Origin of the sequence: Nostoc linckia z4 (assembly GCF_002608075.1) — a bacterium.
GTDB lineage: Bacteria > Cyanobacteriota > Cyanobacteriia > Cyanobacteriales > Nostocaceae > Nostoc > Nostoc linckia.
The window spans coordinates 68,936-95,852 of record NZ_LAHA01000037.1; the positions used below are offsets into that span (position 1 = coordinate 68,936).

26 protein-coding genes and 1 pseudogene are annotated in these 26,917 nt (G+C 41.2%); 13 read left to right on the plus strand and 14 right to left on the minus strand.

Annotated features, from left to right (window positions below; all coding sequences use genetic code 11):
* Positions 1 to 57: 57 nt before the first annotated feature.
* Together VF06_RS42910 and larE are read left to right on the plus strand one after the other, a co-directional pair.
* Positions 58 to 189: a hypothetical protein gene (locus VF06_RS42910; RefSeq protein ID WP_257207635.1), complete on the plus strand. Its 132-nt coding sequence runs from the start codon at positions 58 to 60 to the stop codon at positions 187 to 189.
* Positions 186 to 1,016 (plus strand): ATP-dependent sacrificial sulfur transferase LarE, encoded by an 831-nt coding sequence (larE, locus tag VF06_RS24830; protein WP_099068393.1) that lies wholly within the window; start codon positions 186 to 188, stop codon positions 1,014 to 1,016. Before VF06_RS42910 ends, larE begins: the two co-directional genes overlap by 4 nt.
* Here the strand turns inward: larE and VF06_RS24835 are convergent.
* The 3 genes from VF06_RS24835 to VF06_RS24845 all read right to left on the minus strand — a co-directional run bounded on the left by VF06_RS24835 (position 1,006) and on the right by VF06_RS24845 (position 3,733).
* The gene (locus VF06_RS24835) at positions 1,006 to 2,052 is read right to left on the minus strand and encodes a radical SAM protein (protein ID WP_099068394.1); all 1,047 of its coding nucleotides are present in this window, start codon (positions 2,050 to 2,052) and stop codon (positions 1,006 to 1,008) included. The two genes, larE and VF06_RS24835, sit on opposite strands and share 11 nt — an antisense overlap.
* A 47-nt stretch (positions 2,053 to 2,099) precedes the next feature.
* Complete coding sequence (locus VF06_RS24840; protein ID WP_099068395.1) at positions 2,100 to 2,303, minus strand: hypothetical protein; 204 nt, start codon at positions 2,301 to 2,303, stop codon at positions 2,100 to 2,102.
* 359 nt (positions 2,304 to 2,662) lie between these two features.
* Positions 2,663 to 3,733: an SGNH/GDSL hydrolase family protein gene (locus VF06_RS24845; RefSeq protein WP_099068396.1), complete on the minus strand. Its 1,071-nt coding sequence runs from the start codon at positions 3,731 to 3,733 to the stop codon at positions 2,663 to 2,665.
* 770 nt (positions 3,734 to 4,503) lie between these two features.
* Between VF06_RS24845 and VF06_RS24850 the strand changes: the two genes are divergently transcribed.
* The gene (locus VF06_RS24850; protein ID WP_099068397.1) at positions 4,504 to 4,716 is read left to right on the plus strand and encodes a helix-turn-helix domain-containing protein; all 213 of its coding nucleotides are present in this window, start codon (positions 4,504 to 4,506) and stop codon (positions 4,714 to 4,716) included.
* Positions 4,717 to 5,368: 652 nt separating this feature from the next.
* Positions 5,369 to 5,563: a hypothetical protein gene (locus tag VF06_RS24855; protein ID WP_012410176.1), complete on the plus strand. Its 195-nt coding sequence runs from the start codon at positions 5,369 to 5,371 to the stop codon at positions 5,561 to 5,563.
* A gap of 46 nt (positions 5,564 to 5,609) precedes the next feature.
* Here the strand turns inward: VF06_RS24855 and VF06_RS24860 are convergent, their stop codons facing one another.
* The 8 genes from VF06_RS24860 to psaA form a co-directional block, all read right to left on the minus strand.
* Positions 5,610 to 6,542 (minus strand): DNA-methyltransferase, encoded by a 933-nt coding sequence (locus VF06_RS24860; protein WP_099068398.1) that lies wholly within the window; start codon positions 6,540 to 6,542, stop codon positions 5,610 to 5,612.
* Positions 6,543 to 6,599: 57 nt separating this feature from the next.
* On the minus strand, positions 6,600 to 7,040 hold the full coding sequence (cynS, locus tag VF06_RS24865) for a cyanase (RefSeq protein WP_099068399.1): 441 nt from the start codon (positions 7,038 to 7,040) through the stop codon (positions 6,600 to 6,602).
* A gap of 99 nt (positions 7,041 to 7,139) precedes the next feature.
* Positions 7,140 to 7,370: a DUF433 domain-containing protein gene (locus VF06_RS24870; protein WP_099068400.1), complete on the minus strand. Its 231-nt coding sequence runs from the start codon at positions 7,368 to 7,370 to the stop codon at positions 7,140 to 7,142.
* 39 nt (positions 7,371 to 7,409) lie between these two features.
* Positions 7,410 to 7,718 (minus strand): hypothetical protein, encoded by a 309-nt coding sequence (locus VF06_RS24875; RefSeq protein WP_099068401.1) that lies wholly within the window; start codon positions 7,716 to 7,718, stop codon positions 7,410 to 7,412.
* An 86-nt stretch (positions 7,719 to 7,804) separates the two neighbouring features.
* On the minus strand, positions 7,805 to 8,152 hold the full coding sequence (locus VF06_RS24880; RefSeq protein WP_099068402.1) for a type II toxin-antitoxin system PemK/MazF family toxin: 348 nt from the start codon (positions 8,150 to 8,152) through the stop codon (positions 7,805 to 7,807).
* Positions 8,152 to 8,358 carry a hypothetical protein gene (locus VF06_RS24885; RefSeq protein ID WP_099068403.1) on the minus strand — a complete coding sequence of 69 codons (207 nt, stop codon included), beginning with the start codon at positions 8,356 to 8,358 and terminating at the stop codon, positions 8,152 to 8,154. The genes VF06_RS24880 and VF06_RS24885 overlap by 1 nt, the downstream gene beginning before the upstream one ends.
* Before the next feature lie 213 nt (positions 8,359 to 8,571).
* Positions 8,572 to 10,797, minus strand: a complete 2,226-nt coding sequence (gene psaB / locus VF06_RS24890; protein WP_099068404.1) for a photosystem I core protein PsaB — start codon at positions 10,795 to 10,797, stop codon at positions 8,572 to 8,574.
* Positions 10,798 to 11,016: 219 nt separating this feature from the next.
* A complete protein-coding gene (gene psaA, locus VF06_RS24895; protein ID WP_099068405.1) occupies positions 11,017 to 13,275 on the minus strand; it encodes a photosystem I core protein PsaA in 2,259 nt (752 codons plus the stop codon).
* A 580-nt stretch (positions 13,276 to 13,855) separates the two neighbouring features.
* On the opposite strand from psaA, the gene VF06_RS24900 reads away from it, so the two are divergent.
* A complete protein-coding gene (locus VF06_RS24900) occupies positions 13,856 to 15,631 on the plus strand; it encodes a hypothetical protein (protein WP_257209623.1) in 1,776 nt (591 codons plus the stop codon).
* A gap of 62 nt (positions 15,632 to 15,693) precedes the next feature.
* On the opposite strand, the gene VF06_RS24905 is transcribed toward VF06_RS24900, so the two are convergent.
* On the minus strand, positions 15,694 to 16,608 hold the full coding sequence (locus VF06_RS24905) for a glutaminase (RefSeq protein WP_099068406.1): 915 nt from the start codon (positions 16,606 to 16,608) through the stop codon (positions 15,694 to 15,696).
* 261 nt (positions 16,609 to 16,869) lie between these two features.
* Positions 16,870 to 17,040 carry a hypothetical protein gene (locus VF06_RS41220; protein WP_180267590.1) on the minus strand — a complete coding sequence of 57 codons (171 nt, stop codon included), beginning with the start codon at positions 17,038 to 17,040 and terminating at the stop codon, positions 16,870 to 16,872.
* Here VF06_RS41220 and VF06_RS24910 point away from each other — a divergent pair.
* Positions 17,031 to 19,481 carry a GNAT family N-acetyltransferase gene (locus tag VF06_RS24910; RefSeq protein ID WP_099068407.1) on the plus strand — a complete coding sequence of 817 codons (2,451 nt, stop codon included), beginning with the start codon at positions 17,031 to 17,033 and terminating at the stop codon, positions 19,479 to 19,481. The genes VF06_RS41220 and VF06_RS24910 overlap by 10 nt on opposite strands.
* 324 nt (positions 19,482 to 19,805) lie before the next feature.
* Here VF06_RS24910 and VF06_RS24920 read toward each other — a convergent pair whose 3' ends face one another.
* A complete protein-coding gene (locus tag VF06_RS24920) occupies positions 19,806 to 20,657 on the minus strand; it encodes an HAD family hydrolase (protein WP_099068408.1) in 852 nt (283 codons plus the stop codon).
* A gap of 144 nt (positions 20,658 to 20,801) precedes the next feature.
* On the opposite strand from VF06_RS24920, the gene VF06_RS24925 reads away from it, so the two are divergent.
* From VF06_RS24925 to VF06_RS24950, 7 genes and pseudogenes are all read left to right on the plus strand, one after another.
* Positions 20,802 to 22,316 carry a thioredoxin-like domain-containing protein gene (locus VF06_RS24925; RefSeq protein WP_099068409.1) on the plus strand — a complete coding sequence of 505 codons (1,515 nt, stop codon included), beginning with the start codon at positions 20,802 to 20,804 and terminating at the stop codon, positions 22,314 to 22,316.
* Between the two features lie 88 nt (positions 22,317 to 22,404).
* Positions 22,405 to 22,974 (plus strand): annotated as a pseudogene (locus VF06_RS42915) (HAD family hydrolase); the annotation flags it as partial.
* Positions 22,975 to 23,094: 120 nt separating this feature from the next.
* Positions 23,095 to 23,445, plus strand: coding sequence for a DUF952 domain-containing protein (locus VF06_RS42920; protein WP_244917926.1), 351 nt, complete (start codon positions 23,095 to 23,097; stop codon positions 23,443 to 23,445).
* A gap of 42 nt (positions 23,446 to 23,487) precedes the next feature.
* A complete protein-coding gene (locus VF06_RS24935; RefSeq protein WP_099068411.1) occupies positions 23,488 to 23,676 on the plus strand; it encodes a DUF4089 domain-containing protein in 189 nt (62 codons plus the stop codon).
* A 96-nt stretch (positions 23,677 to 23,772) separates the two neighbouring features.
* The gene (locus tag VF06_RS24940) at positions 23,773 to 24,399 is read left to right on the plus strand and encodes a DUF4328 domain-containing protein (protein ID WP_099068412.1); all 627 of its coding nucleotides are present in this window, start codon (positions 23,773 to 23,775) and stop codon (positions 24,397 to 24,399) included.
* Positions 24,400 to 24,409: 10 nt separating this feature from the next.
* The gene (locus VF06_RS24945) at positions 24,410 to 25,828 is read left to right on the plus strand and encodes an AtzE family amidohydrolase (RefSeq protein WP_099068413.1); all 1,419 of its coding nucleotides are present in this window, start codon (positions 24,410 to 24,412) and stop codon (positions 25,826 to 25,828) included.
* Between the two features lie 161 nt (positions 25,829 to 25,989).
* Positions 25,990 to 26,673 (plus strand): Uma2 family endonuclease, encoded by a 684-nt coding sequence (locus VF06_RS24950; protein ID WP_099068414.1) that lies wholly within the window; start codon positions 25,990 to 25,992, stop codon positions 26,671 to 26,673.
* Positions 26,674 to 26,917: the final 244 nt, after the last annotated feature.

A 26,917-nucleotide genomic window follows, 5' to 3' on the forward strand; every position in this document is an offset into this window, starting at 1 on the left:
GGGGGGATAAGGGGGATAAGGGGGACAAGGGAGACAAGGGAGACGAGGTAGCCAGCTTTGTTCCTTGTCTCCCCTTCTCCCTTGTCTCCCCATACCCAATGCCCAATGCCCAATGCCCAATGCCCAATGACTAATGACTACAATAGGATTTGTCTGGTGCTATCAGGTTATGGCGGGGTTTTTAAATGATGCTGACAGAAAAATTTGAGCAATTAAAAATTTTATTTCAAGAAATGGAGCAGGCGTTGATTGCCTACTCTGGGGGTGTTGATAGCACTCTGGTTGCGAAAATTGCTTATGATGTGTTGGGCGATCGCGCTTTGGCTGTAACTGCGGTTTCTCCTTCGCTATTACCAGAAGAGTTAGAAGATGCCAAAATTCAAGCTGCAACTATTGGGATTCGGCATCAAATTGTCCAAACTCACGAAATGGAGAATCCCAACTACACTTCCAACCCAGTAAACCGCTGCTATTTTTGCAAAAGTGAATTGCACGATACTCTTAAACCTTTGGCTTTAGAGTTTGGTTATCCCTATGTGGTGGATGGCGTGAATGCCGATGATTTGCATGATTATCGCCCAGGAATTCAGGCGGCGAAAGAAAGAGGTGCGCGATCGCCTTTGGCAGAAGTGGGTGTTACAAAAGTTGAAGTCCGCCAACTTTCGCAAGAATTGGGTTTACCTTGGTGGGATAAACCCGCTCAACCTTGTTTGAGTTCTCGCTTTCCTTACGGTGAAGAAATTACTGTAGCTAAGTTGCAACGAGTTGGTAGAGCCGAAATTTTTTTAAGAAAGCTGGGTTGGCAGAATTTACGGGTACGTTCTGAAGGCGATACGGCACGTATTGAATTATTACCAGAACAAATTAAAGAGTTTGTGTTAAAAACTGATTTACAAATCTTAATTAAGGCATTTCAAGATTTTGGATTTATTTACGTAACTTTGGATTTAGAAGGTTACCGTAGCGGCAAGTTAAATCAAGTTTTAAATCGGGAAGTGGCAGGTGTTAAGTTATAGACACGGTTGTTGTAGTTTCATTGTCATAACCAATTTTTGCCTGGCGCATGAGCGTTTCATACCAATCGATAATCGGCAGATCGGCGGGTGCTGTTAGTTGTTGATAAACACGTCGGCAGAGTTCTCGGAAACAGGGGTACCGTTCTTCAGTCCAATGAGTGGCAAGTTCACTTAAAGACGCCTGATTAAGATTTCCGAGAGCATAATTGCGGTCAAAACCATGTTGCACTGGTACTACCGTCCCATCTGCTTCGATAATTAAAGGTGATACTAGGTCTGCAAAGCAGTAATTCTGCTGGTTAATTAATGCTTCGTCTGCAAAAAAGTTACCAGGATTTGAACGCAGCAAATCTTGGTGAACTAAATCAATCTGAATAAACAGCTTGTCACCAATAGCTTCTCGTAGATATAGGGTTTTCAGGTAAGCATAAGATAGTATGTTGGTACTAGGTCTAGAACCCATGAGGTTTTGGCTAGCGTATCCAACTTCTGCGAGTGGATGAATCTGCAATAACTTTGCTCCTTGCTCTAAAGCGAAATTGGCAACCCAGTCTAATTCTCGGAAATTTCGTTTTGTGAGCGTAAAAATAAATCCGAATGGGATACCCGATTGGCGAACCCCTTCTAGTCGAGCCGCCATTTTTTCAAAAGCCTGCTCTGAAGAACGTATACGGTTATGAGAGGATGGCATTCCATCAAGACTAATGGCCAGTAAATCAACTGCTCCACACAGCTGTTCTAGATGTCGCTCATCTAATAGTATGCCGTTGGAAGTAACGGTTGTACGCATCTGACATTGATGAGCTTGCTTTAATAATTCGGGTAGAGGTTTGTAGACAAGGGGTTCACCTCCTGAAAAGCTGGCAATGGTGTACCCTTGTTCGCTGGCATTGGTAATTGCTTTTAAAAGGAGCGGAACACTGAGTTGGTCTCGCTCCTCTGGGCCAGAAGCAGAGTAACAATGGAGACAGTGCAGATTGCACCGCCTGGATGGATGGATTTGCAGAATGCGGTTAAAGTTTCCAGTAAGTGCCATATACTACACGACTCCAATTACTCGTTATGAACTAAAAACTCTGGTTACTAACGAAAAATACTTACTTTTTGAAACAAGTCGGGATAGGGAATTCCGTAAGGAAATACTTTAGGAATTCCTAAATTAATCAAACCTAAGTTAGTTACGAAGTTTCCTCCTTTCAAGGCTTGTAGTTCTTCTAGTTCTTGAGCAGTTAGTTCTATATCCAATTCTTCGTCTTGAATATCTTGTATTTGCAGACGGTTTTCCATGATATTCTCCTTGGTTTTATAAACGTGCGTAGGTATAACCCATCCTAGAGACCGCTGTTTTCTGTAAGCGTTCTCCACAGGTTTAGCTTCATTTTTGTATGAGGAATTTACGGAAATTTCTATTAAAGTTACAAATGTTTATAGACACAGTTTTATACCGTGTCAGCTTAAAAACCGATCGTATGTTTTTCTTGCCTTGCCTCAAGCTACTGGCTTTTCCAACCCCGTGAGGCTTTTTATGAAGGGGCGTAGGTGTAGCCTGTCGTAGACATGCTAGGCTTGGTATTAGATTGTATATAAATTTACACGAAATTGCAGCATTATGACCAATGGATTGCCGCTAAAAAATCAGCGATCGCTTAATCCTTATGCTGAGTCAGCCTGTATTCTATCTGCTGTAGTGCCGATCCCCAAACATCATAACCCTCTTGGGACAGATGCAAGCCGTCTGTGGTTAACTCTTGGCGTAAATTGCCTTCCATATCAGAAAACCAACTATAGATATTGAGATAATTGGCCCCTTCTTCTTTGGCGATTTTAGCTAGTTGGGTGTTGATGTTACGAATGCGGCTATTGGAGAGTTTTGCTAAGCGGGTGGGCAAAATTGATTGGACAATAATTTGACTTTGGGGATGATTCTGTCGTAAGCGGCGGACAATTCGGCGATAATTACTCAAAATTGTGCGATCGCTATCGCCTTTTCGTAAGTCGTTAATCCCAGCCATAATGTAAATTACGTCTGGCCTGGTTGTGGAAAATGCTCCCAATCTTTTTAAAACACCACCGGAAGTATCACCAGATATGCCTTGATTGAGCCATAATTTCCCACTAGGTAATTTTTCTCTGGGAAACCACATACTTAGGGAATCACCAACTAAAATACTCAGGTGATTTGTACCTTGACCCTGAGCAATGGCTCTGGCTTCTAAAGCTAGTAAACTTTTCCAATCTTCATAAGTCAGTTGACGCTTCTTGATTGACTCCCACAAGGATTGCAAATTATCGCTATCACCACGTGTATAAATCTGACCTGTTTTTAGAGCTGCCAATCTTTGGTAGTAAAGTTGATTGCCAGATGTCAGTGAAAAAGTAGCTGCTTGGCTGCTGGGGTTGAGCGATGATTCTGTTGTGCGAACTGGTAAGCTCTGGCTACTGAGTTGTGGTGATGAGGAATCAACGCTGTTGATGTTTGGCTCACTTACTATTGGCTGGGAAGTTTCTAAGGGTTGCAATACTTGGCCGCTGAGTTCCGGTAACGAAAAATCCACCCTATTGATAATGTTTGTACTAACTATCGCTGGGGAACCTGGTTTTAAATCCCAAAGAAATCTAGAATTTTCTGGCAGGACAATCGACAGATGCGGAAGAGCCGATGCTGGTATTGCCAATCCTGTTAACAAGCCTGCTGCCAACAGATAAGGATCCCTCATCGCTTTGTCTCTCCTCTACTCACTGCTTTTTCTTATGACAGCATTACTGTGCTGTATTCAGGATAATTTTACTTAGGTCAAATTATTATTCTTATTTACACTGTATATTTCTGTAAAGCGTGTTTGCGAGATTATATTAGACAATTTACGATCTCTTTAAAGTAGGGTTTTCCCGGTGGTAGATGAGTCAGATTTGTGAGAACACTTTGATTCCAAGGAATATTTTCACCAAGGGATGACTTGCTAAGAGTTGATTGTGACAAATATTACGAGTAGGTGCAAACTTGGTGATTGCTAAATGATTTTTGACAATCCCAGGATAGAGGTTTTTGCTTTTGATGTTGCTAATATACGGAATAAGGGACTTCCAAGTAAAAAAATATTCAATAGAAGACTGTTGACGGTTGACGGTTGACGACCGCAACCGGAATAATTTATTTTTTGGAGTTCCTTAAGGGGATGATTAAGGTTGACGCTCTTACGCAGGGACACACCAGACGCGGGGATTATGGTTGAGGCACATTCCAAAATCATCCCGCAATTATGCAACGCCTTTTTTAAACTGTGCTTTAGATTCATAACTAAAGTTTTTTATCGTTGTTTACTGTTTTCTTTTGAGAGTTTCCTACTGCGAAGGTATTTGTAAGCTGTGGCGAACGCATGAGAGTTTGATTAACCAAGAGGTTATGTCTGGCTACAACAGGGGAAACCTCTAAACTTTTTGATTTCTCATATGAAATTAAGCGGTGCAAATGCATCAGTTATCAAATATGGGATTAGTGAGATTGAAAATTCGAGAACTAGCACAAGAGAAAGGATGGACACTCAAGGAAGTTTCTGACCGTTCTGGGGTAATTTATAGCACAGTTAGAAGTTATGCTCGTCGTTCAGCAATGACAACAGTTGACTTTACTGCTATCTATAAATTAGCTCGCACCTTTGATGTGACCATTGAGGATTTGGTGGAAATTTTAGAAGAATAGCCGAAAATTACCCGTGAATGGTGTTGGCATAATATGAGACTTCCAACTGAAAAATATTTTACAGAAGACTGGTAACTTGCTACACATAGGTTCCAGTCCATCGTTAACGCTAGTTGCTCATAGGAGCCACTGCGACTTTAGAGCTGCACCGACTTCCGTAGCCTCTGTAACAGAAGAAGCAAGCGGTCTGGTAACTCCCTGTTCTACGTCCTTGCTCAGCCCTGACTGTAAACTGTCAACTGCTTAAAGTAGTTGTTTATTTTTTGCAGTTCCCTATTTCAATCAGCAATTTTCAGTTAAAAATACGGCAATCGGAATTCTTGTAGTATTTTATACTTAATACAAAATTAAGAAATTGCAACGGATAATTGTTGTGTAAAAAAATATACTTATTTTAACTACTACGAGAACTGTTGAATTTATTCAAAGTTGGTTTTGAGGTTGGATAGTGCGATCGCAAAATTGACGAAAATTTTCTGAAAGGAGGATAATACTGTATACTTCTGTTGTAGTTCTCTCTCTATACAATTTGAAATTTATGTTTTTTGCTGGAAGTATGAGTTGAAACATACTTGAATTAAGTTTTAACTATAGAGAATAACTTCATTGGAAGTGCTAAGATTTAGGCTGAATCATTAGTGTTTTTTCTTCCGTGGCTAGAGCGAGTACAGCGATTGGAGTTAGTCCCATTATTAAGGAGATTGTGCAAAAACAGGCACATTCGACACGTTTAACCCTGAAAGAAGTTATTCTTATGGGTATGTTAGCGATTGATAAACTAGATGACCAAGGTCGTCAAGAGTTAGCAGATCGAGTTCATCAAATGCAAGTGAATGGAGAAATCTAAGTGAGTAGCTATTATTTATGAGTTATAAGTTTTAACTCCTCACTTTTCATTCGTCACTCTTCAGATAATCTGAATTTTGACTAAATCGATAACGACTTCCCATTACATAATCCTCATTAATTTCAAAAGAAATCCATCGGCGTTGGAGAGTTTGAGCAACAAAGCCAGTTGTATTAGAACCTGCAAATGGATCTAATACTATGTCATCTTCATCAGTTAAAAATTTGATGAAGAACTCGGCGAATCCTTGAGGAAAACGTGCTGGATGGGGTCTAATTTCTGCTGCTTTACAACGTCGTAAATAAGCACTATTTGATTCAGTATTAGCAATTTCCAGCAGATTTGGCGGAATTGCGCCTTGGTTATCTTTTTGAAATTTGTCGGAAATATCATGTCCACTAGGACGTATTTTAGCGTGATAGCCATTTTTAAGTAATTGCTTCATACTTTGGCTATAGGGTTTTAAAACTTTTTTATTATCAGCTTTAGGATTTGGTGTTTTGGACAGCCACCAAACGGTATTTACTGAATCTTTGACACGAATGCGTCTGATGGTCACCCATTCAGCAGGAGTTGGTAGTCGAGCAGGATTATAGTGGTAAAATTCTTGAGCCAGAAAGAAACCTACTTCTTTGCATAATCTGACCAAAAGTTCGTATTGATAGATACTCCGCACGGGATTACCAGGTAAGTAAGCACCACCTAAATCCAATACAAATGAGCCATTATCTGCTAGTACTCTCTTAAATTCATAGGCAAAAGGCAGAAACCATTCGATATATTTTTCTGCACTTTCATTACCGTATTCTTTTTTGCGTGTGAGAGCAAATGGTGGTGAGGTGAGAATTAAACTAATACTATTATCATCAATAAATTTAATTAGTTTCAGACTATCACCTAAATATGCTGCTCCGTTTTGCTGGGTATAATACGGATTAAAAATTATTTCTTTTGCTGGCGTTATTGGTTTTTCTTGCAAGAGTTATCAAGTTATCTCAGTTTTCTAGTTATAACTTGTTTTGATGTTATTGAAACACTACCATTTTTTGTATGGTAGAAATTTACCAGACATAATGATTTTAACGCGATCGCCTTTGGGGTCTTCTTCTTTCTCTACATCTAAAGTAAAGTCAATGGCGCTCATAATCCCATCGCCGAATTTGTCGTGAATCACGGCTTTAATTGGGAATCCGTACACCTGCATAATTTCGTAGAAGCGATAAATCAGTGGGTCAGTTGGTACAACTGGGCCTAATCCTTTTACCGGATATTCAGTCAACTCATTAATATAAATTGGAGGTAGTTCCAGTGCATCGACTAATAACTTCGCTTCTTCTGGGGAAGCACTAGCTTGACGGTAGATGACAGCAGCTATCCATACCTCATCGCGTCCGAGAATTTTTTCTAAATCGGCAAAGCTTAGTCCTTTCTCTTGTTTTGCAGCTAATAGCTTTTGGGTAATTTCGGGAATGGACACGTGAGAACTCCTCTGATGAAAACTTGGGATTTTTCATACATAGTATCACTGCGATCGCCTGATTCGCGTCTGTATTTCGTCTGCCACTACAAGAAAGCCTTATCGCAGTGGTAGTAATTCCTGTTTTTTAGTTAATTGTGCTGCATAAGCGATCGCTGCTCTGATATCTTCTAAAGTTAGCGGTGGATATTCTTGAACAATTTCCTCAAATGTCAGTCTCTCGGCAAGGTTATCAAGGATGATAGATACCATAATGCGTGTTCCTTTAATACACGGTTTACCGTGACATACATTTGGGTTTTGAGTAATACGTTCTTGCCAGTTTGTCATGGTTTTGAGTGTTTATAGTTAAGTTTAATTTTAGGCGTACTACCGATAGCGTTTTTGCTTACCCCACTCCAACCAAGCTTTAGTCATTTCCTTTAGTTTTCCCCTATATTCTGGAGGTACAGGATCTTCTCTACTGATAGATTTTAATGCCCAAAACCAATGTCCAGATTTATTTTCCAGTTCCCTAAGTAAAAGTGGGATTACAGGTTTTCCCATACCAATAATTTGCTGGTATGCAGGGTGCATTGACATTTGATTAGTAGATGATATGCCACGAGTTTCATCTCGCCATTGGTTAACAAGTGCTGCAAAGGTAGCTTCTATTTCTGAGATTTGCAGTTCTTCCATATAGCTGATTATTACCAAGTTAATTTTAGGTGATGACTACGGCGGTAAACTACGCAGTTTTCACTAGCTTCATAACATACTTGAAATTATGTAAGTTTCAAAGCTTGAAGAATCACTGTATTCAACTGCTGAACTTGATTCGCTCCTAATTTACCTATTCTTCTGGTGATTAGTCGACGCTCTATGGTAGTTATTCGAGTCACCCTAACTTTAGAAACAACCCGTAATCCAGTACTAGTAAAATCTGGATCTGAAGGTTCTAAAATAAATTCTTCTGGACTCAAACTACTTATGTTTTGAGATGAAATAAAACATAAAGTCACATCATTGCCTATAGTGTCTATCCATAAAACTAAACCAGGGCGTAGCTTAGTTCCACTCAAGTCTGTAAATGGAAATGGAACTAAGACGATATCACCTTTTTGGAGAGACATTAGATAGGTTCTCCGTCGTCAAGTGAGTATATATCTGGTTCATTTTCAAGAAACCTAAAAGCTCCTCCAGTTTGAGCAAGTAGCGCTAGCTCATCAGCTGAAGGCTCTGATGAATCGAAAAATAGTTTTTCTTCCAATAGCGATCGCTCTTCATCAGAGAGAGATAGAATAACTTGTAACAATGATTCAACAAGTTTAGCGTTCATTATTATGACTGTTCACAAATAATATCAATTTTAGGCTTAGCCTGTGGTATGCATCAATCTTTTAGCCGCTCGGCTAATTAGAATTGCTTTGAAACTTTTACAATCAATATCTACAATAATCTTCATAAATTCGATAAACAGTTTACTGTAAAAAAATCCCCCACCATTACGGTAGGGGATTTTTATTACTTATCTACAAAACTAGCAGCCGAATTAACCGAACTTACCAGCGGTAGAAGCAATCAAGAATGCGGCGTAAGTTACAACGTAACCGACTGCAAAGTGGGTTAGACCAACTACGCGGGCTTGAACGATGGACAGAGCAACGGGCTTGTCTTTCCAGCGAACTAAGTTAGCTAGAGGAGTACGTTCGTGTGCCCAAACAAGGGTTTCGATCAACTCTTGCCAGTAACCTCTCCAAGAGATCAAGAACATGAAGCCGGTAGCCCAAACTAGGTGTCCAAACAAGAACATCCAAGCCCAGACAGACAGGTTATTCACGCCGTAGGGGTTGTAGCCGTTAATCAACTGAGCGGAGTTTGCCCACAGGTAATCGCGGAACCAGCCCATGAGGTATGTAGAGTTCTCATTGAACTGAGCAACGTTACCTTGCCAAACACCGAGATGTTTCCAGTGCCAGTAGAAGGTTAACCAACCAATGGTGTTGAGCATCCAGAACGCAGCTAGGTAGAAGGAATCCCAAGCAGAGATATCGCATGTACCGCCACGACCGGGGCCGTCGCAAGGGAAGGCATAGCCGAAGTCCTTTTTATCGGGCATCAGCTTAGAACCACGGGCATCCAAAGCACCTTTGACGAGAATCAAGGTGGTGGTGTGCAGACCTAAGGCGATCGCATGGTGTACCAAGAAGTCGCCAGGGCCGATTGTTAAGAACAGGGAGTTAGTACCAGCGTTGATAGCACTTAACCAGCCTGGTAGCCAAACGTTAGCGTAGTTGGGCCATGCTGTGTAAGCAATACTGTCTGGGTTAGATAACAAGGTATCTAAACCGTACAGGACTTTACCATTAGCAGCTTGGACGAACTGAGCAAATACTGGCTCGATGAGGATTTGCTTTTCAGGAGTACCGAAAGCAACTACTACATCGTTGTGTACGTACAAGCCCAAGGTGTGGAAGCCTAAGAAAAGGGATACCCAGCTGAGGTGGGAGATAATCGCTTCTTTATGCTTCAATACGCGGTCAAGGACGTTGCCTTTGTTTTGTTCTGGATCGTAATCACGTACCCAGAAAATTGCACCGTGAGCAAAAGCACCAAGCATCAGGAATCCAGCAATATACTGGTGATGCGTGTACAGCGCTGCCTGGGTTGTATAGTCCTTCGCAATAAACGCGTAGGAAGGCATGGAGTACATGTGCTGTGCTACCAAGGAGGTGATTACACCTAACGCTGCTAGGTGCCAACCTAATTGGAAGTGCAGGGAGTTGTTGTAGGTATCGTAAATACCTTGGTGAGGTAGGTTGAAGGGGCCTTCAACGGGAATACCAAAGAAACTCTTGGCATTCAAGGCTTCTTTGAGACTGTGACCAATCCCAAAGTTTGTGCGGTACATGTGACCAGCAACGATGAACAATACTGCGATCGCCAAGTGGTGATGAGCGATGTCAGTCAGCCACAAAGCTTCTGTCTGGGGATGGAAACCACCCAAGAAAGTCAGAATTGCTGTTCCTGCACCTTGGGATGTGCCAAACACATGTCCAGGAGTGTCAGGGTTTTGAGCGTAAACAGCCCAGTTACCTGTAAAGAATGGTGTTAAACCTGCTGGGTGGGGTGGGGTATTGAGGAAGTTATCCCAACCTACGTGCTGTCCGCGAGCTTCGGGGACGGCAACGTGAATTAAGTGACCAGCCCATGCCAAAGAGCTAACACCAAACAGACCTGCTAGGTGGTGGTTTAAGCGATGTTCGGCGCTCTTAAACCATGCCAAGCTAGGACGGTACTTGGGTTGCAAGTGCAGCCAACCAGCGAACAACAATACAGCTGCGAATATCAACAGGAATACTGAGCCATTATACAGTTCAGTATTTGTCCGCATACCGATGGTATACCACCAGTGGTACAGACCAGAGTAGGTAATGTTTACTGGATTGCTGGCACCAGCTTGGGTGAAAGCTTCGATCGCTGGTTTGCCGAAGTGGGGATCCCAAATCGCGTGGGCGATGGGGCGAATGTGAAGCGGATCTTTAATCCACTGTTCAAAGTTACCTTGCCAGGCTACATGGAACAGGAGGCTGGATGCCCACAGGAAGATGATTGCCAAGTGACCGAAGTGAGTAGCGAAAATCTTTTGGTAAAGATTTTCCTCTGTCATGCCATCGTGGGTTTCAAAATCGTTGCCTGTAGCGATCGCATACCATATCCGACGAGTAGTCGGGTCCTGTGCGAGATCCTGGCTAAATTTTGGAAATTTTGTTGCCATAGGTTTAATAATTCCTCTGACCTTTAGCCATCAAGTACCAGTTTTGCAAGTTATGAGTTGAGAGTTATGAGTTGAGAGTTATGAATTGAGGGTCACGAGCTAGAAATTTTTATTTTCAACTCCTAACTCCTAATTTTTGCAAAGACTGGAGTTAATCCCGTCTTTACTTCTAACTCCTAACTCCATAACTCCTAACTCCTAACTCTAAAAAACTGATTGCTACCCTACTGAAAGGATGTGTGCGTGGAAGAATGCCCAAGTAGTAGCAATTCCTCCTAGAAGGTAGTGAGCTACCCCTACTGCGCGTCCCTGAACGATGCTCAGAGCGCGGGGCTGAATTGCTGGTGCTACCTTCAGTTTATTATGCGCCCAAACGATGGACTCAATTAATTCTTGCCAGTAGCCGCGACCACTGAACAGGAACATCAAGCTGAATGCCCAAACAAAGTGAGCGCCTAAGAACATAAGTCCATAAGCAGATAGGGCACTGCCGTAGGAGTTGATGACTTGTGTAGCTTGTGCCCACAAGAAGTCACGCAACCAACCGTTGATCGTGATGGCGCTTTGAGCAAAGTTACCACCAGTGATGTGAGTCACTGTGCCATCTGGATCTACTGTTCCCCAGACATCTGATTGCATCTTCCAGCTGAAGTGGAAAATTACAATGGATAGGGAGTTATACATCCAGAATAGTCCCAGGAATACGTGATCCCATCCAGACACTTGACATGTACCACCACGACCAGGGCCGTCGCAAGGGAAGCGGAAGCCCAGGTTTGCTTTGTCTGGAATCAGACGAGAGCTACGGGCAAATAGCACACCTTTGAGCAGAATTAAGACGGTGACGTGAATGGTGAAGGCGTGAATGTGGTGAATTAGGAAGTCTGCTGTTCCCAAAGCTATGGGTGCAGCTGCCACTTTACCGCCTACAGCCAAAATACCGCCGCCAAAGACATAGCTAACTGGTTCTAGGGCATTGGGCGCAGTCGATCCAGGAGCCAAGGCGTGGATATTTTGTATCCACTGGGCAAATACTGGCTGCAATTGAATTGCCGTATCAGAGAACATGTCTTGGGGACGACCCAATGCACGCATTGTATCGTTGTGGATGTACAGTCCAAAGCTGTGGAAGCCGAGGAAAATAGACACCCAGTTCAGGTGAGAAATAATCGCATCTCGGTGACGAATCACCCGATCCAGCAAGTTGTTTTGGTTCACAACTGGATCGTAATCCCGCACCATGAAGATGGCAGCGTGAGCAGCTCCACCAACAATCAAGAAGCCACCGATCCAAATATGGTGAGTGAATATACACAACTGCGTAGCGTAGTCAGTTGCCAAATATGGATAGGGGGGCATCGCGTACATGTGGTGCGCGATGATGATGGTCAGCGAACCCAAGAAGGCAAGGTTAGTTGCCAATTGAGCGTGCCAAGATGTGGTCAGGTTTTCGTAGAGACCTTTGTGACCTTCACCGGTGAAAGGACCCTTATGGTTTTCCAGGATCTCTTTAATGCTGTGACCGATACCCCAGTTGGTGCGGTACTGGTGACCAGCAATGATGAACATGACTGCGATCGCTAAATGGTGATGGGAAATATCTGTCAGCCACAAGCCGCCTGTTACTGGGTTTAGACCGCCCTTGAAGGTGAGGAAGTCAGCATACTGACCCCAGTTCAAGGTGAAGAAAGGTGCTATACCAGCAGCAAAGCCTGGGTACAGTTCCGTCAACAAGTCTTTGTTCAGGATGAACTCGTGGGGCAAGGGTATATCTTTAAGTGCTACCCCTGCATCCAAAAGCTTGTTAGTCGGTGCAGACACGTGAATTAAGTGACCTGCCCATCCCAAGGAACCACAACCTAAGAGTACTTGTAGGTGGTGATTCAGCATCGACTCCACATTTTGGAACCATTCCAATTTGGGAGCTTTTTTGTGGTAATGGAACCAGCCGGCAAATAGGAATAAGCCTGCTAATACCAAGCCACCGATGGCAGTGCAATATAGCTGGAAGGAGTTGGTGATACCCCAACCACGCCATACTTGGAACAAACCAGAGGTGATTTGAATACCGTGGAAACCACCGCCAACATCACCGTTTAAAATGTCTTGTCCCACAATGGGCCAAACGACTTGGGCGCTCGGCTTAACATTTAACGGATCGCTCAGCCAAGCTTCGTAGTTAGAAAACTTCGCGCCGTGGAAAATCATCCCGCTTAGCCAGATGGTCACTACGGCTAAGTGACCGAAGTGTGCTGAGAATATCTTGCGGGAGATATCTTCTAAATCGCTGGTATGTGTGTCAAAATCGTGGGCGAGTGCGTGAAGGTTCCAAATCCATGTAGTGGTTTTTGGACCTCTGGCTAAAGATCTGTCGAAGTGTCCGGGTTTGGCCCATCTTTCAAATGAGGTAGGAACCGGGTCATTATCGACGATTACTCTTGCCTTTTTTTCCTCTCGCTCCGGAGGACTTATTGCCATTCGACCTCCTCTCTTGATAAGGAATGAGGAATCATGATTACCACATAGTAATGTTTTACCGCACACTCCAGTGATTTGCTGAAGCCACAGTGAAGACCCATGTGGAGAGTTGTTTCTCGTTGAATTATAAAGTCTTCACTTGTACATTGATGGAGATATTTTAACAATAATTCAAAATCCCTGAAATAACTGCCTTTTCTGCCTTTTAACCTTCAAACTAATTGTCCAAAAGTCAATAGATTATTCATTTAATTTACAAAGGATAACAATTCGTAAAAAAGATGGTTTGGGAATGGGGCATGGGGGATGGGGCATTGGGGAAAACCCTTCGGGTAGGGAAAAGGGGAAAGGGAAAACCCTTCGGGTAGGGAAAAGGTTAAAGGGAAAACCCTTCGGGTAGGGAAAAGGGGAAAGGTTAAAGGGAAAAGGAGTGATCTTTCGTTTACCCCATGCCCCATGCCCCTTACACCTTGCCCTTTGCCCCATGCCCCATGCCCCATGCCCCTTGCCCTTTGCCCATCCCCAGTTTTGGGCTATATTTCCCTATGGACATGTCGAAGAGGAACTCTGGGTGCAAGGCATGAAATTCTGGGAAAAAAGCGTGTTAAAGAAGCTCCTCGCTGGGAGTTTTCCCTTTTTCAGATGGGTGATGACATTGCTTCTGGTATGCAGCTTAGTTAGTTGTGGCGATAAAGCGGGTAGCCAGGAGGTATCTATTGTTAATCAAGAAAAGACTGGAGGAATTTCTCAAGTTTCTAAGCAATTTTCGGAAGTTGCTCCTCCTGCTGTTATCCAAGAATTGCGCCCAATTTTGGAAGTTTATCAGCCACAAGTGACAATTATTACGCCAAAATCTGATGAAGTTTTCTCAGATAACAAAGTCACAGCGCGCTTCCAGGTGAAGGATTTACCAATATTTAAAGACTCACAATTACAATTAGGGCCACATTTACACGTAATTCTTGATAACCAACCTTACATACCTGTTTACGATCTGAATCAGCCCTTAGTTTTGCCAGACTTGTCACCAGGTACTCACACGTTGCGCGTGTTTGCTTCCCGTCCTTGGCATGAAAGCTTTAAAAATGAAGGTGCTTATGCCCAGACAACATTTCATGTCTTCACTAAGACTGATGACAATAGCCCAGTTCCGAATCTACCGTTGCTCACTTACAGTCGCCCTCAAAGTAGTTATGGGGCAGAGCCGATTTTACTTGATTTTTACTTAACTAATGCTCCTTTGCATCTGGCTGCGTCAGAAAATGCCAAGGATGAATTTAGCGATTGGCGTATCCGTTGCACAATTAATGGTGAAAGCTTTATTTTCGATCGCTGGCAGTCAATTTACCTCAAAGGTTGGAAACCTGGTAAAAACTGGGTCAAACTGGAATTTCTCGATAATCAGGGAAATCCTCTGAAAAATGCTTTTAACACCACAGTTAGGCTGATTGACTACCAACCAAAAGGTAAGGATACTCTGTCGAGAATTACCAGAGGAGAACTCACAGCAGATCGGGTACGCGGTATTGTAGACCCAAATTATAAACTCGCACCCACCCCTGCTGTACAAAAAACCCCTGAAATACAGCCAAGTCCAAAAATTCAAGTTCCAGAAGAATCAAAAACACAGCCAACAAAACCAGAACAACCAAAATTACAACCTCCAACGGCTGCACCATCTCCTAGTTTTTCGCCAACACCAAATATTATTGAGTCTCCTGCACCAGAACCACAGCCAACAGTAACGCCAACTCCACAAGTAACGCCTGCACCACAAAAAGTTGCACCTGAGCAAGCAAAACGAGGATTTGGCGGATTTTTCAACCGTCGTCCCGGCAAGACACCAACCCCAGAAACAACAGTTACACCATCAGCAACTCCACAACCCACTTTGCCAGAAAGTCTTGAGTCTCCAACACCAAAAACTCAAGTAGAACCACAGCCAACGTTAACTCCAATTCCACAAGTAACGCCAGAACCACAGCCAACGTTAACTCCAATTCCACAAGTAACACCAGAACCACAGCCAACGTTAACTCCAATTCCACAAGTAACGCTAGAACCACAGCCAACGTTAACTCCAACTCCACAAGTAACACCAGAACCACAGCCAACCCTAACCCCAACTCCAGAAACTACGCCGTTACCTGAAAAAGTTGCGCCTGAGTCACGAAAACCCTGGTTTGGAGGATTTTTCAACCGTCGAACTCCTGATACGCCCACACCAAAAGTAATAATTGCGCCATCTCCAAGTTCGCCACCGCAGCCTCCAGAAATTATTGAGTCTCCAGCACCAGAAACAGCTGCGCCATCGCCTGAAGCACAACCAACACTTACACCAACACTTGATAAATAAAAGTGTTGACAGTCAACCGTCAACCATCATCTACTGTTGTTTATTTTTTGCAGTTCCCTAATTTAGCCGAAGATACTCAACTGTAAGTTTTGCGATAAAGCTTCCATAAAAACCAGCCCCGCCACAGGATTTCCCACTGTATCTAAGGCGGGGCTATAACAAGCGATCGCTCCCTCATTTGGTACTATTGCTACAAGCCCACCACCAATGCCCGATTTCATTGGCAAACCAATTCTCACTGCCCACTCGGCAGAAGCTTCATAAAGTCCACAAGTTGACATCACAGCATTGACAATTGTGCGATTTTGTGTAGAGATATAGCTATTTGCAAAAGCTAGGAGTTTTCCTAACAAAGCTAAATCTTCAACTCCTCCAGATAAACAGCATATTTGCTCGTATGTGTCAAGGGCTATTTCGAGATTTTCGAGATGTCCGATTTGGGCAAGATGATTAGCGATCGCTTCATTGGCTTTTGAACGTGTTAATCGTACAGAAGTCAACATCGCTTCATCCAAATGTAATTGACAACCTGCCAATTGATTAAGCCATTGGCAAAATAAAAGAGTGCGAATTTTAGCGTCTTTACCTGGTAACTTATCGGCAAGGGTAATAGCCCCGCTATTAATCATCGGGTTGCGGGGACGGCCGCCATCGCTAACTAATTGTTCCAAAGAATTGAAGGGTGCTTGTGATGGTTCTACCCCAACCCAGCCGAAAACTGTTTCTGCTCCTAGATGTTCTAAAAGATAAAGTAGAGAAAATGTTTTAATAACGCTCATCAGGGGAAACACACAACTTGTATCTCCAAAGCTGATGGTTTTTTGGGATTCGCAACAGATGTGAACAGCAAACCAATTGGGGTTGGCTAAGGCTAATTTGGGAATGCGATCGGGAATTCGCCCCTGTTTAACTTGGGTTTTGGTTTGTTGTACCCAAGTTGATAATTCTGTAGTGGTTAGTTTATCGAGTTCTTTCAAAAGTAATATCCAGTAAAATCATTTCTAGTTTATGTAGTTACAGAAAGTTAGTAACTACCTATTTTCAAAATTAGTCAGTTTTTAGGACTTCCAAGTAAAAAAATATTTACGCCAATACCTTAGCCAATTTACGAGGTTTCAATGCCTGTGAAAATGGAATGATACGTCTCAAGGAAGTGAGGTTGGCAAAAATTTGGGCTAATGGTTTACTGCACTGAGTGTTAGCACAATGACGTTCAAGTTGAACGGCTTCAACTTCAACTAATCTGTAATTGACTCCCAAAGTCGTGTTGTGAACGCCTGGGCTGACATCATTTTTTCGGTGTAATTGCGGTTCTCCATCATCTGAGTTGCGTGAAAAGCTGGGAGCGATCGCACAAATATTTTCTCAGGCGTGCAACTATTAATAGGTTGATTAATCGATGTCTTCATCTGAAAAACCATCTTCAGGATACTCCTTCCGTAAAGGCACTGTTGCAGAGCTACAAGCGCACAACTCTAAATACTCTGGTTGGATATTTCTTTTAATATCTATTTTAGGGATAGTTCTTTGTATCAGAACAGTTTTAGACATATTTGTCAAGAGATTAGAGATAAATTATAAAGCATATTTATTTGAGTATGGAAAACCGCCAAATCACTTCTTTGATTGGCAGATTATTTCTTCAGCAGTCAGCCCAAGTGATTTTTTTGTATTCTTGTATATGGGTAGTGCAGTTGCATTGGTATTTGGCATATACATACTTTCTGCATATTTAATGTCACGCAATTATACCAATGATAAAGTTTGGTTTGTTGAATATCAAAAGCAAATTGTTGGCTGGGCATTCTTTGTAGTGAGAAAAAAATATAATATACTGTCTAACATTTATATTGCTCCTAAACATCGCTACCAAGGTGTTGGTTCACTATTACTCTGGAATTGCCTAGAAAATGTTAGTTTACCTGTATATCTAGTTTATCTTCCTCATCTCAAATTATTTTATAAACGATTTGGGTTTGTCGCTCTTCCCAAAAAAGATAAGCCCAAAGAATTGCAGCTTTATCAACTACCTGCAATGGTATTATTGCAACCACCAATTCCCATCGGCGAACATCAATCAACAAGCTTACCTTTACCACCTGGGATTTCTATTCGTCCCTTCCAAGATGTTAAAGAGCAATGGCAAATTTACAAAACCTTTTGGCATCGGCAAAGATTTAGAAAATCTCTACTTTATATTTTGACTGTACTTGCTTTGATGGCAAGCGTCAGTTTTGTGGTGATTAGTCTAACTTTAAGTTTTATCAAAGCCCTTTTGGGTTTAACCTGGATAGCGGAATTTGATTATTCTTTACTGGATTTACCAGTTTCGGGAATTGCGATCGCTTTGTGGTTCATGTCTCTATACTTCATTTTTAATCGCTTTATTTTTACATGGCAAGAGTTAATAATTGAAAAAGATAAACGCCCAATAGGTTACGTTCACTTTGGTAAGAACGCGAATTGTTCGATATTATTTAACTTACATATTGAGCCACAATATCAACCACAAGAAATGACGAGGTTGTTATTAGCTCGGATTCAGCTGCAAATCACCCTACCCCTGTACTGTCTAGGTTGGCGTCAAGATAAACAGTTTTATAATGGGCTGGGTTTTATTTCAGCTAATCGTCAAGAACTACCATTAGAATTTAAAATTCTTCAATTGAGCGAGCAAGTATATTTAAAGCTGACATTTCAGGCGGCGACAAACATATCTAATCAGTTACCGGAAGCTATCGCAGCTATTAGCGCAAATCAAACCATACACCCAGCAAATCCACCAGTTAAAAAGTCACGCGATCGCAAGTGGTTTTTGATTGTCGATGTGGTGATTTTTCTGGTGATGTATATGCTGACACCACTTTGGCAAATACCACAAATTTACGCTGACTCACAGCAACAAGCTCCAAAAAATGATATCTCGACTCATACACCAGCTATCCCAGCCTGGAAAATACCAGAACATATTGGAGTTTTAGCGATCGCACCAGATAACCAAACACTGATCAGCGGGAATTGGGAGAACAAAATTCAAGTTTGGGATATTAACAGCAAAAGTCTGCAACAAACCTTGAGCCTCTTTTCTGGCAAAATTCAATCTATCGCTGTAAGTCCAGATAATCAAACTTTAGTTGTAGGTACATCTACAGGCGTAATTGAAAAATGGAATTATAAAAGTATCACATTAGATAAAACCTTTTCTCCCGGACATTTAGGAGAAGTCCAAGCCTTAAATATCAGTGCTGATGCTCAAACTTTGGTTACTGGGAGTATGAACGATGCGGTTGTAAAAGTTTGGAATTTACCTCAGGGTAAACTTCAGCAGCAAGTCAATACTCGTGGTTATGTTTTATCTTTAGCACTCAGCAAAGATAATCAAAATTTATATATTGGTAGCCTGGGTGGAGTCAAGATTTGGGATTTACGTCAACAAAAATTTATCCAAAGCTGGGCGGCTCATTCTCTTGGAGTTGAGGTAATCGCCCTCAGCGCTGATGGTAAATTAATAATCACTGGCGGGATGGATCGTCAAGAACTCAGTACAATTTGGATGGTTAAAGTTTGGGATGCTCAAAGCTTAAAACTGTTAAAAACATTGCCGGGGTATTCTAGTTCATTAAATTCATTAACTATTACTCCTGATAGTCAAACAATCATTTTTAACGATTGTTGTTCCACAAACTTGTGGAATTGGATGAATGACAAATATATTTCTGATGTTGATGGACTTAAACATGATGCTGTGCTAAGTCCAGATGGTGCAAATCTTATCGGTGCAGCGTCCGATCGCCAAACCATCACAATTAAAAATTTAAACAGTCTGTTGCCATCCAATTCTAATCAATGAAAGGAAAATTGGCTTGTTCCTGGTTAGTTAAATACACTTTAGATGCTTGTTACCTGAGTTCAACAACTTGTTTACTAAGTTCCTGAATCCCAGTCTTTAATTCTTCAATTGTTTTTATTTTTGTTCCTGTTCTGAAATCACAATGTCCAAATTTTCTGCTTCTTCATAAAGTCTATTTGCTCTACTAGCCAGCAAGCTAGCATCATCAAAATCATTATTTGCTATTGCCATATCATGAGCTTCCTATAATGCATCAATGATGTCTTGTAGCTGTGCGTAGGCTTTTAACAATACATTTCGAGTTGCTGGTTTCATATTTACAGATTAAATATTTATCTTTCTGGCAAAATCTTGATGAATATATTTAACAACGCTATCTTCTGTATTTGAGCCAATGACTAATGTTGCGTGATGTTGGACTTTGGGTTCTGCGTTAGCAACTGCAATGGCGCGAGTTGCAATTTTAAACATTTTGATATCGTTAATTTGATCGCCAAACACGACAATTTCACTTTGTTTTAATCCATAATTTTCTAGTAGAGTCTGAATTGCTTGGTCTTTTGTAGCTCTGTAGTCATGGATTGTTAACCAGTACCAACCAGGAGAATATTGATTTTCGATTAAGTGTGTCTCTACACTAGTTCCATGTATTTCAATGATTGCACTTTCAAGTTCGAGTAGCTGTTGTGCTTGACCAATTACTGTGAGACAAACAACGCGATCGCTAAAACAATGGGTCAAATCTTCAATTGTTCGCCATCTGCGGTCTTTCTTCGTCAGACAATCGTTAAGATACCACCGCATACCATCGTTGATTACATCTTTATAATATACACAATCTTCTGTACCATTGAAGCTAGAGACAAAGGGAACACAGCGAAACTCTAAAATGAGTTTGTAAATACTTTCAACTATCTCAGGACTAATAGAATTAATGATTTCGTGTCTGCCAGAATCAAAATCAGAAATGAAAGCACCGTTAAATTCGATTACCGGGAGACGAAGATTTAAACCTTTTAACATTCTTTGTATAGAAACAACACTACGTGCACTGGCTACAGTAAACTGTAGTCCCTGTTGTAAAAGTTCATTCAGCATTATTTTGCTAAAAGAAGAAAGTGTTGCATGACTCCCAAGCAATGTACCATCTAAATCTGAAATATAGACAGTGTTCATAAATTTTGGTCAGTTCTAATGGAAAGGAAGATTATATTTTAATTTACACTAAAACTTTAGATTTACTGTAATATGCAAAAATTCAGTTCACTAGCTTTGAATTTCCAATCAAACGCATAAGTAAACTTTACCCAATAACACTTTATGATGCCTCGTGTAAGAGCGCCCGAATTACCACAAAATGATTCATGGTTGAATACAGATAAACCTTTATCTCTCAAACAACTCAAGGGTAGAATAGTCATTTTAGATTTTTGGACATATTGTTGTATTAATTGTCTACATATCCTGCCAGACCTGAAATATTTAGAACAAAAATATCAAGATAGCCTTACCATTATTGGCGTTCATTCTGGGAAATTTGATAACGAAAAAGAAACTGAAAATATCCGTCAAGCTATTTTACGCTACGACATCGAACACCCAGTTTTAGTTGATAGCGGTTTTCGAGTTTGGCAAGAGTATGCTGTGCGTGCTTGGCCGACTTTAATGATTATCGACCCAGAAGGTTATGTAATTGGCTCTGTTTCTGGTGAAGGAAAGCGTAATGTTTTAGAAGAATTGATTCAACGGTTAATTCAGCAACACAACGACAAAGGTACAATTAATTTTCAACAACTTACCTTGACTTTAGAAAAACAACGCCAACCGTTAATTACACCTTTAGCTTTTCCGGGTAAAGTTCTAGCTACCCCAGCGGGTTTATTTATTGCTGATTCTGGACATCATCGCTTGGTTATGAGTAGTTTTGATGGCGAAATTCTCCACGTAATTGGTACTGGTAAATCTGGTTTAACTGATGGTGCTTTTGGTGAAGCGCAATTTTTTGCACCACAAGGAATGACATTTGATGCAGAAAATCAAATGCTTTTTGTTGCTGATACAGAAAATCATGTGTTGCGGCGAGTTGATTTGCAACGTCAGCTAGTAGAAACTATCGCCGGAACTGGAAAACAAAGTCGCAATATTCAACTTCATGGCGGTGCTGGTTTAACAACTGCACTAAATTCTCCTTGGGATTTAGTGAAAGTGGGAAATTCCTTGTTCATTGCAATGGCGGGGTCGCACCAAATTTGGCAGATGGATTTGGAAACAAATGCCGTTAAAATTTATGCTGGTATGGGTGCAGAAGCGTGTATTGATGGTTCACTGACTGAATCTGCATTTGCTCAACCTAGCGGTATCACTCATAATGGGCAAGAATTATATATTGCAGACAGTGAAGTTAGTTCCATTCGCGGTGTTGCAATTGTAGAACCTTACCAAGTACGGACTGTTTGCGGTAGCGGAGATTTATTTGGTTTTGGCGATGTTGATGGACAAGGTGAAGATGTGCGTTTGCAGCATTGTTTGGGTGTGGAATATGCTCAGAATTTTCTCTGGGTGGCGGATACTTACAATCACAAAATTAAATTAGTTAGTCCTAGTGGGAATTGTCAAACAATTTTGGGAAATGGTACTGCTGGTTTAGAAAATGGACAAGGTAAAAACACTAGGTTTTTTGAACCTTCGGGATTGAGTATTTTGGGTTCATATCTATATATTAGTGATACGAATAATCATGTGATTCGACGTGTAGATTTGAATAGTTTTGAAGTGACAACTCTAGAGTTTGTTGGTTTGTGTGCGCCGGATGTTTGTATTCCACCGAATTTGTAGGATAATTACCTCACACAGAGACACAGAGGCGCAGAGTTTTTATTTGTGTCTCTGAGTTTAAAGAGAGTATTGTAGAGCGATCGCTTTTATGTATTTAGTGATTTTTGATATTGATGGTACACTAACTAATACTTACAAAATTGACGAAAATTGTTTTGTACGTGCTTTGGCATTGGAATTTGCTATTTTTGGTATAAATACAAATTGGGCTGGATACAAACACACTACAGATTCTGGAATTACCCAACAAATTTTTATTGAAAAATTAGGACGTGTTCCCTCAGATGAAGAGTTAGTCAGATTTAAAAGATGTTTTGTGAGTCTACTCCAAGAAGCGTTTATTGATAATCAAAATTTATTTAGTGAAATTCCTGGTTCAGGAAATCTATTATCTGAATTACAGCTAGACCCTGATTGGTGTGTGGCCATCGCAACTGGAGGTTGGAGTGAGTCTGCTAAAGTAAAATTGCAAAAAGCAAACTTACAAATAGCAGAGATTCCCTTTGCTTCTGCCGATGATGCAATTTCACGAGAAGATATTGTGAATACAGCTATCCTGAAAGCGAAAAATGTTTATCAAGTCGAAACATTTGATCGTGTGGTTTTTGTTGGTGATGGCATTTGGGATGTTAAAACATCTGCTAATTTGAATATTGCATTTATTGGTATAGGTAATCTTGAATTAATTAATGTAGGTGCAACACAAATAATTAAAAATTTTACAAATTTAGAAGTTTTCCGAGCGATATTAAAAACCGCAAAAATTCCTAGATTTTATATGAATACTATTCTCCACATTACACAACGCCAACAATGGGACACAGCAAAATTAATCGGTAGCTATCGGGCGGATTCACTCGATAATGAAGGTTTTATTCATTGCTCTAGGTTAACGCAAATTGTTAAAGTTGCAAATAGGTTTTTTAAGCATCAAAAAGATTTGGTTTTACTTTTTATTGATTCGGAAAAAGTTCAAGCTGAAATTCGTGAGGAGGAGGCGGAAATAGGGGAATTGTTTCCTCATATTTATGGGGAATTGAATATTGATGCTGTATATCAGGTGATTGATTTTGCGGCTGGGGAAGATGGTTTTTTTGAGTTGCCGCAAGAAGTTGTAGATTTAGAATAAGGTAACGAACCGCAGAGGCACAGAGGACGCAGAGGAGGAGAGATGGAAGAGGGAGGGTTTGATGTGGAGGAGTATGTTAGACAGATGGGGTTATTGTTGGATTTGGAGATAAGAGATGAATATTTTGATGGGGTGGTGGCAAATTTTGAGAGAATTAGAGCGATCGCTAATCTCGTAAATTCTTTTCCTTTATCTGAAGAAATTGAAGTAGCACCGATTTTTGAACCATAGTCGCTTTAATTGTTGGCAAATATCTAGTAATTACCCTGAGTGTGAAGTATCAGTATGATACTAAGATATAGCCGATAATCCTATTCAAAAGATGCAATGAATAATTTGAATGATGCTGAATCTTTGAAGTCAGCAGGTGTGGGTAGATTATTGGTGCGTTTGCTTTCGGTGGTTTTGGGAGTTGGGCTGGTATCTACGCTGTTTTCTTTGCTGCAAGTAATTGCACAGCCACTTTATCAGCTACTCGCTTTTTTAGATGGACTGATATCAATAATTTCATTGATTCTCGGTGTGACTTCAGTTATTGTTTTTTTGATTTGGTTACATCGTCTCCATGCAGATTTAAAGAATCTTTTTCAAGAATATCCCATTAGTCCAGGAGGTGCGATCGCCCGATTTTTAATTCCTATATATAGTCTTTGGGGAATAGCTAACACTTTATCCACTTTTGCCGATCGATTTAAAGATGAAGGCGGCGATTTAACAAGTTTGAGTGAAAAAGTGCGATCGCTAATAGCACCGCTTTATGGCTTAATGATTGGCTCAAATACTGTGGGGCGTATCGCTTTTACAGAAGCTGCTAAAAATCCTAATGATAAATTTTTACCAGTTTGGTTTCTATTATCCTGTATTTTAGATGTAGGTCTAACAGCTATTTTGCTGCAACTAGCAAAAACTATGCGGACTGCTATTACTCAAAAAGCGAAACGTGCGATCTCCTAAATATTCCAGCATGAATTTTGATTCAGCCGATGCTATGACCATAGCAGCTGCTGTACGTGAAGGCAATGTTAGCGCAGTGGATGTTACCAAGGCTGCGTTAGCACGAATCGCTATGCGGAATCATCAATTAAACTGTTTTACAAGTATCACCGCTGAGGCAGCTTTGGCTGATGCTGCACGCATTGATAGCGAAATTGCCCAAGGTAATAACCCTGGAATACTTGCCGGTGTGCCTTTTGCGGTGAAAAATCTCTTTGATATTGCCGGTTTAACAACTTTGGCAGGATCGAAAATCAATGCAGACAACCCACCCGCAACCCAAGATGCAACCGCAGTGGCGAAGTTGAAGCAAGCTGGTGCGGTGCTGCTTGGTGCTTTGAATATGGATGAGTACGCCTATGGATTTGTGACGGAAAATTCCCATTACGGCCCTACTCATAACCCACACGATTTACTGCGAGTTGCTGGTGGTTCGTCTGGTGGTTCGGCGGCGGCTGTGGCTGGTGGGTTGGTTCCCCTAACGCTGGGTTCTGATACTAATGGTTCGATTCGCGTTCCGGCGGCGCTGTGTGGGGTTTTTGGTTTTAAGCCGACTTATGGTAGGTTGTCTCGTGCTGGGGTGACTTTATTTTCTAGCAGTTTTGACCACATTGGGTGTTTTGCACGTTCGGTGCAAGATATTGCAACGGTTTTTGATGTGCTGCAAGGTAAAGACCATCGCGATCCGATTTGCACCAAGCGTCCCCCTGTAGAAACGTTACATGTAACATCTCATCTAGATATCTCTGCAATTAAAATTGCGTTGGCGAAGTCCGCAGTTGGCATCGCTGGTGATTATTTCACCAAAGGTGCCCAACCAGAAGCTTTAGCAGCAGTGCAACAAGTTGCTGATGCTTTGGATGTCACTGAATATATCACCATTCCAGAAGCACACCGCGCCCGTGCTGCGGCGTTTGTAATTACCGCTAGTGAAGGTGCAAATCTGCATTTTGATAAATTGCAAAGGCGTCCTGAAGATTTTGACCCAGCAACACGCGATCGCTTTTTGGCCGGGGCGTTAATTCCTAGTAGTTGGTATTTACAAGCACAACGGTTTAGAAAATGGTATCGCGATCGCCTCCGAGAAGTATTTCAAAATGTTGATATCATTCTTGCGCCAACTACACCAATTTCTGCGCCGTTAATCGGTCAAGAAACTATGAATTTGGACGGCGAAGAAATTCTCATTCGTCCTCATTTGGGTTTATTTACTCAACCATTATCTTTTGTTGGTTTACCTGTTTTATCAGTACCAATTCAACGCCCCAATGCTTTACCTTTGGGCGTGCAATTAATAGCAGCACCATATAATGAAGCCTTAATTTTACAAGTTGCAGCAGTGTTAGAGGCAAAAGGTATAGTTTCAGCGCCAGTAATTTTTAATGGCTAATTGTTAAGCTTTTAAGTCAATTTTTTGGTAGTAAAATTATTAATATAGTAGTTGCCAGCTACGTTAGGACATAAACTGAACGTAAAACCACGACACCAATAGACTTTCAAACCCGTTGCCTATTGCCTGTTCCCTCACATCTCAGTAATCATTAAACAATTATGATATCTACTGACACAACTGCTCAATTGTTAACAATTCCGCCTTTAGAAAATGGCGACAAACTCACCCGTGCTGAATTTGAGCGACGCTACGATGCCATGCCAAATTTGCAAAAAGCAGAATTAATTGAAGGAGTTGTTTACGTGGCATCGCCGTTAAGAATCAAAAGTCATGGAGAACCTCATGCTTATATCATGACTTGGCTTGGAGTTTACAAAGCAGCAACACCAGGCGTAGGTTTTGCAGATAATACCACTGTTTTATTAGATGCTGATAACGAGCCGCAGCCAGATGCTTTATTAAGAATAGAACAAGGTGGACAAACTCAAATTAATCAAGATGATTATTTAGAAGGTGCGCCAGAATTGATTGTAGAAATTGCTGCTTCTAGTGCTTCTTATGATTTGCATGAAAAACTCAAAGTTTATCGTCGTAATGGAGTACAGGAATACTTAGTTTGGCGAGTTTATGACCGTCAATTTGATTGGTTTCGGTTAAATGAAGGGGAATATATTAAACTTGATTGCAATGACGATGGGATAATATCCGCTCAAGTATTTCCGGGATTATGGTTAGATAAAACGGCTTTATTATCAGGAGATTTAGGTAAAGTCTTAGCAGTTTTACAACAGGGATTATCTACACCAGAACATCAAAGTTTTGTTGAAAAATTATCTATTTAGATAGATATATAGCACAATACAGTTCAGATAAGTAGATAGTCATGATTAAATCTAAGATGTCATTGCGTTCGCGTAGCGTCTCGTAGAGAGCGAAGCGAAGCAATCCCAGAGACTTTGCGATTGCTTCGCTTCGTTCGCAATGACAGAACATATTATATTTATTTATGTCCATCTACTTAAGACCAAAACACTTATAGAGACGGCGATTTATCGCGTCTGGTAAACCCACAATTTTGTAGAATTA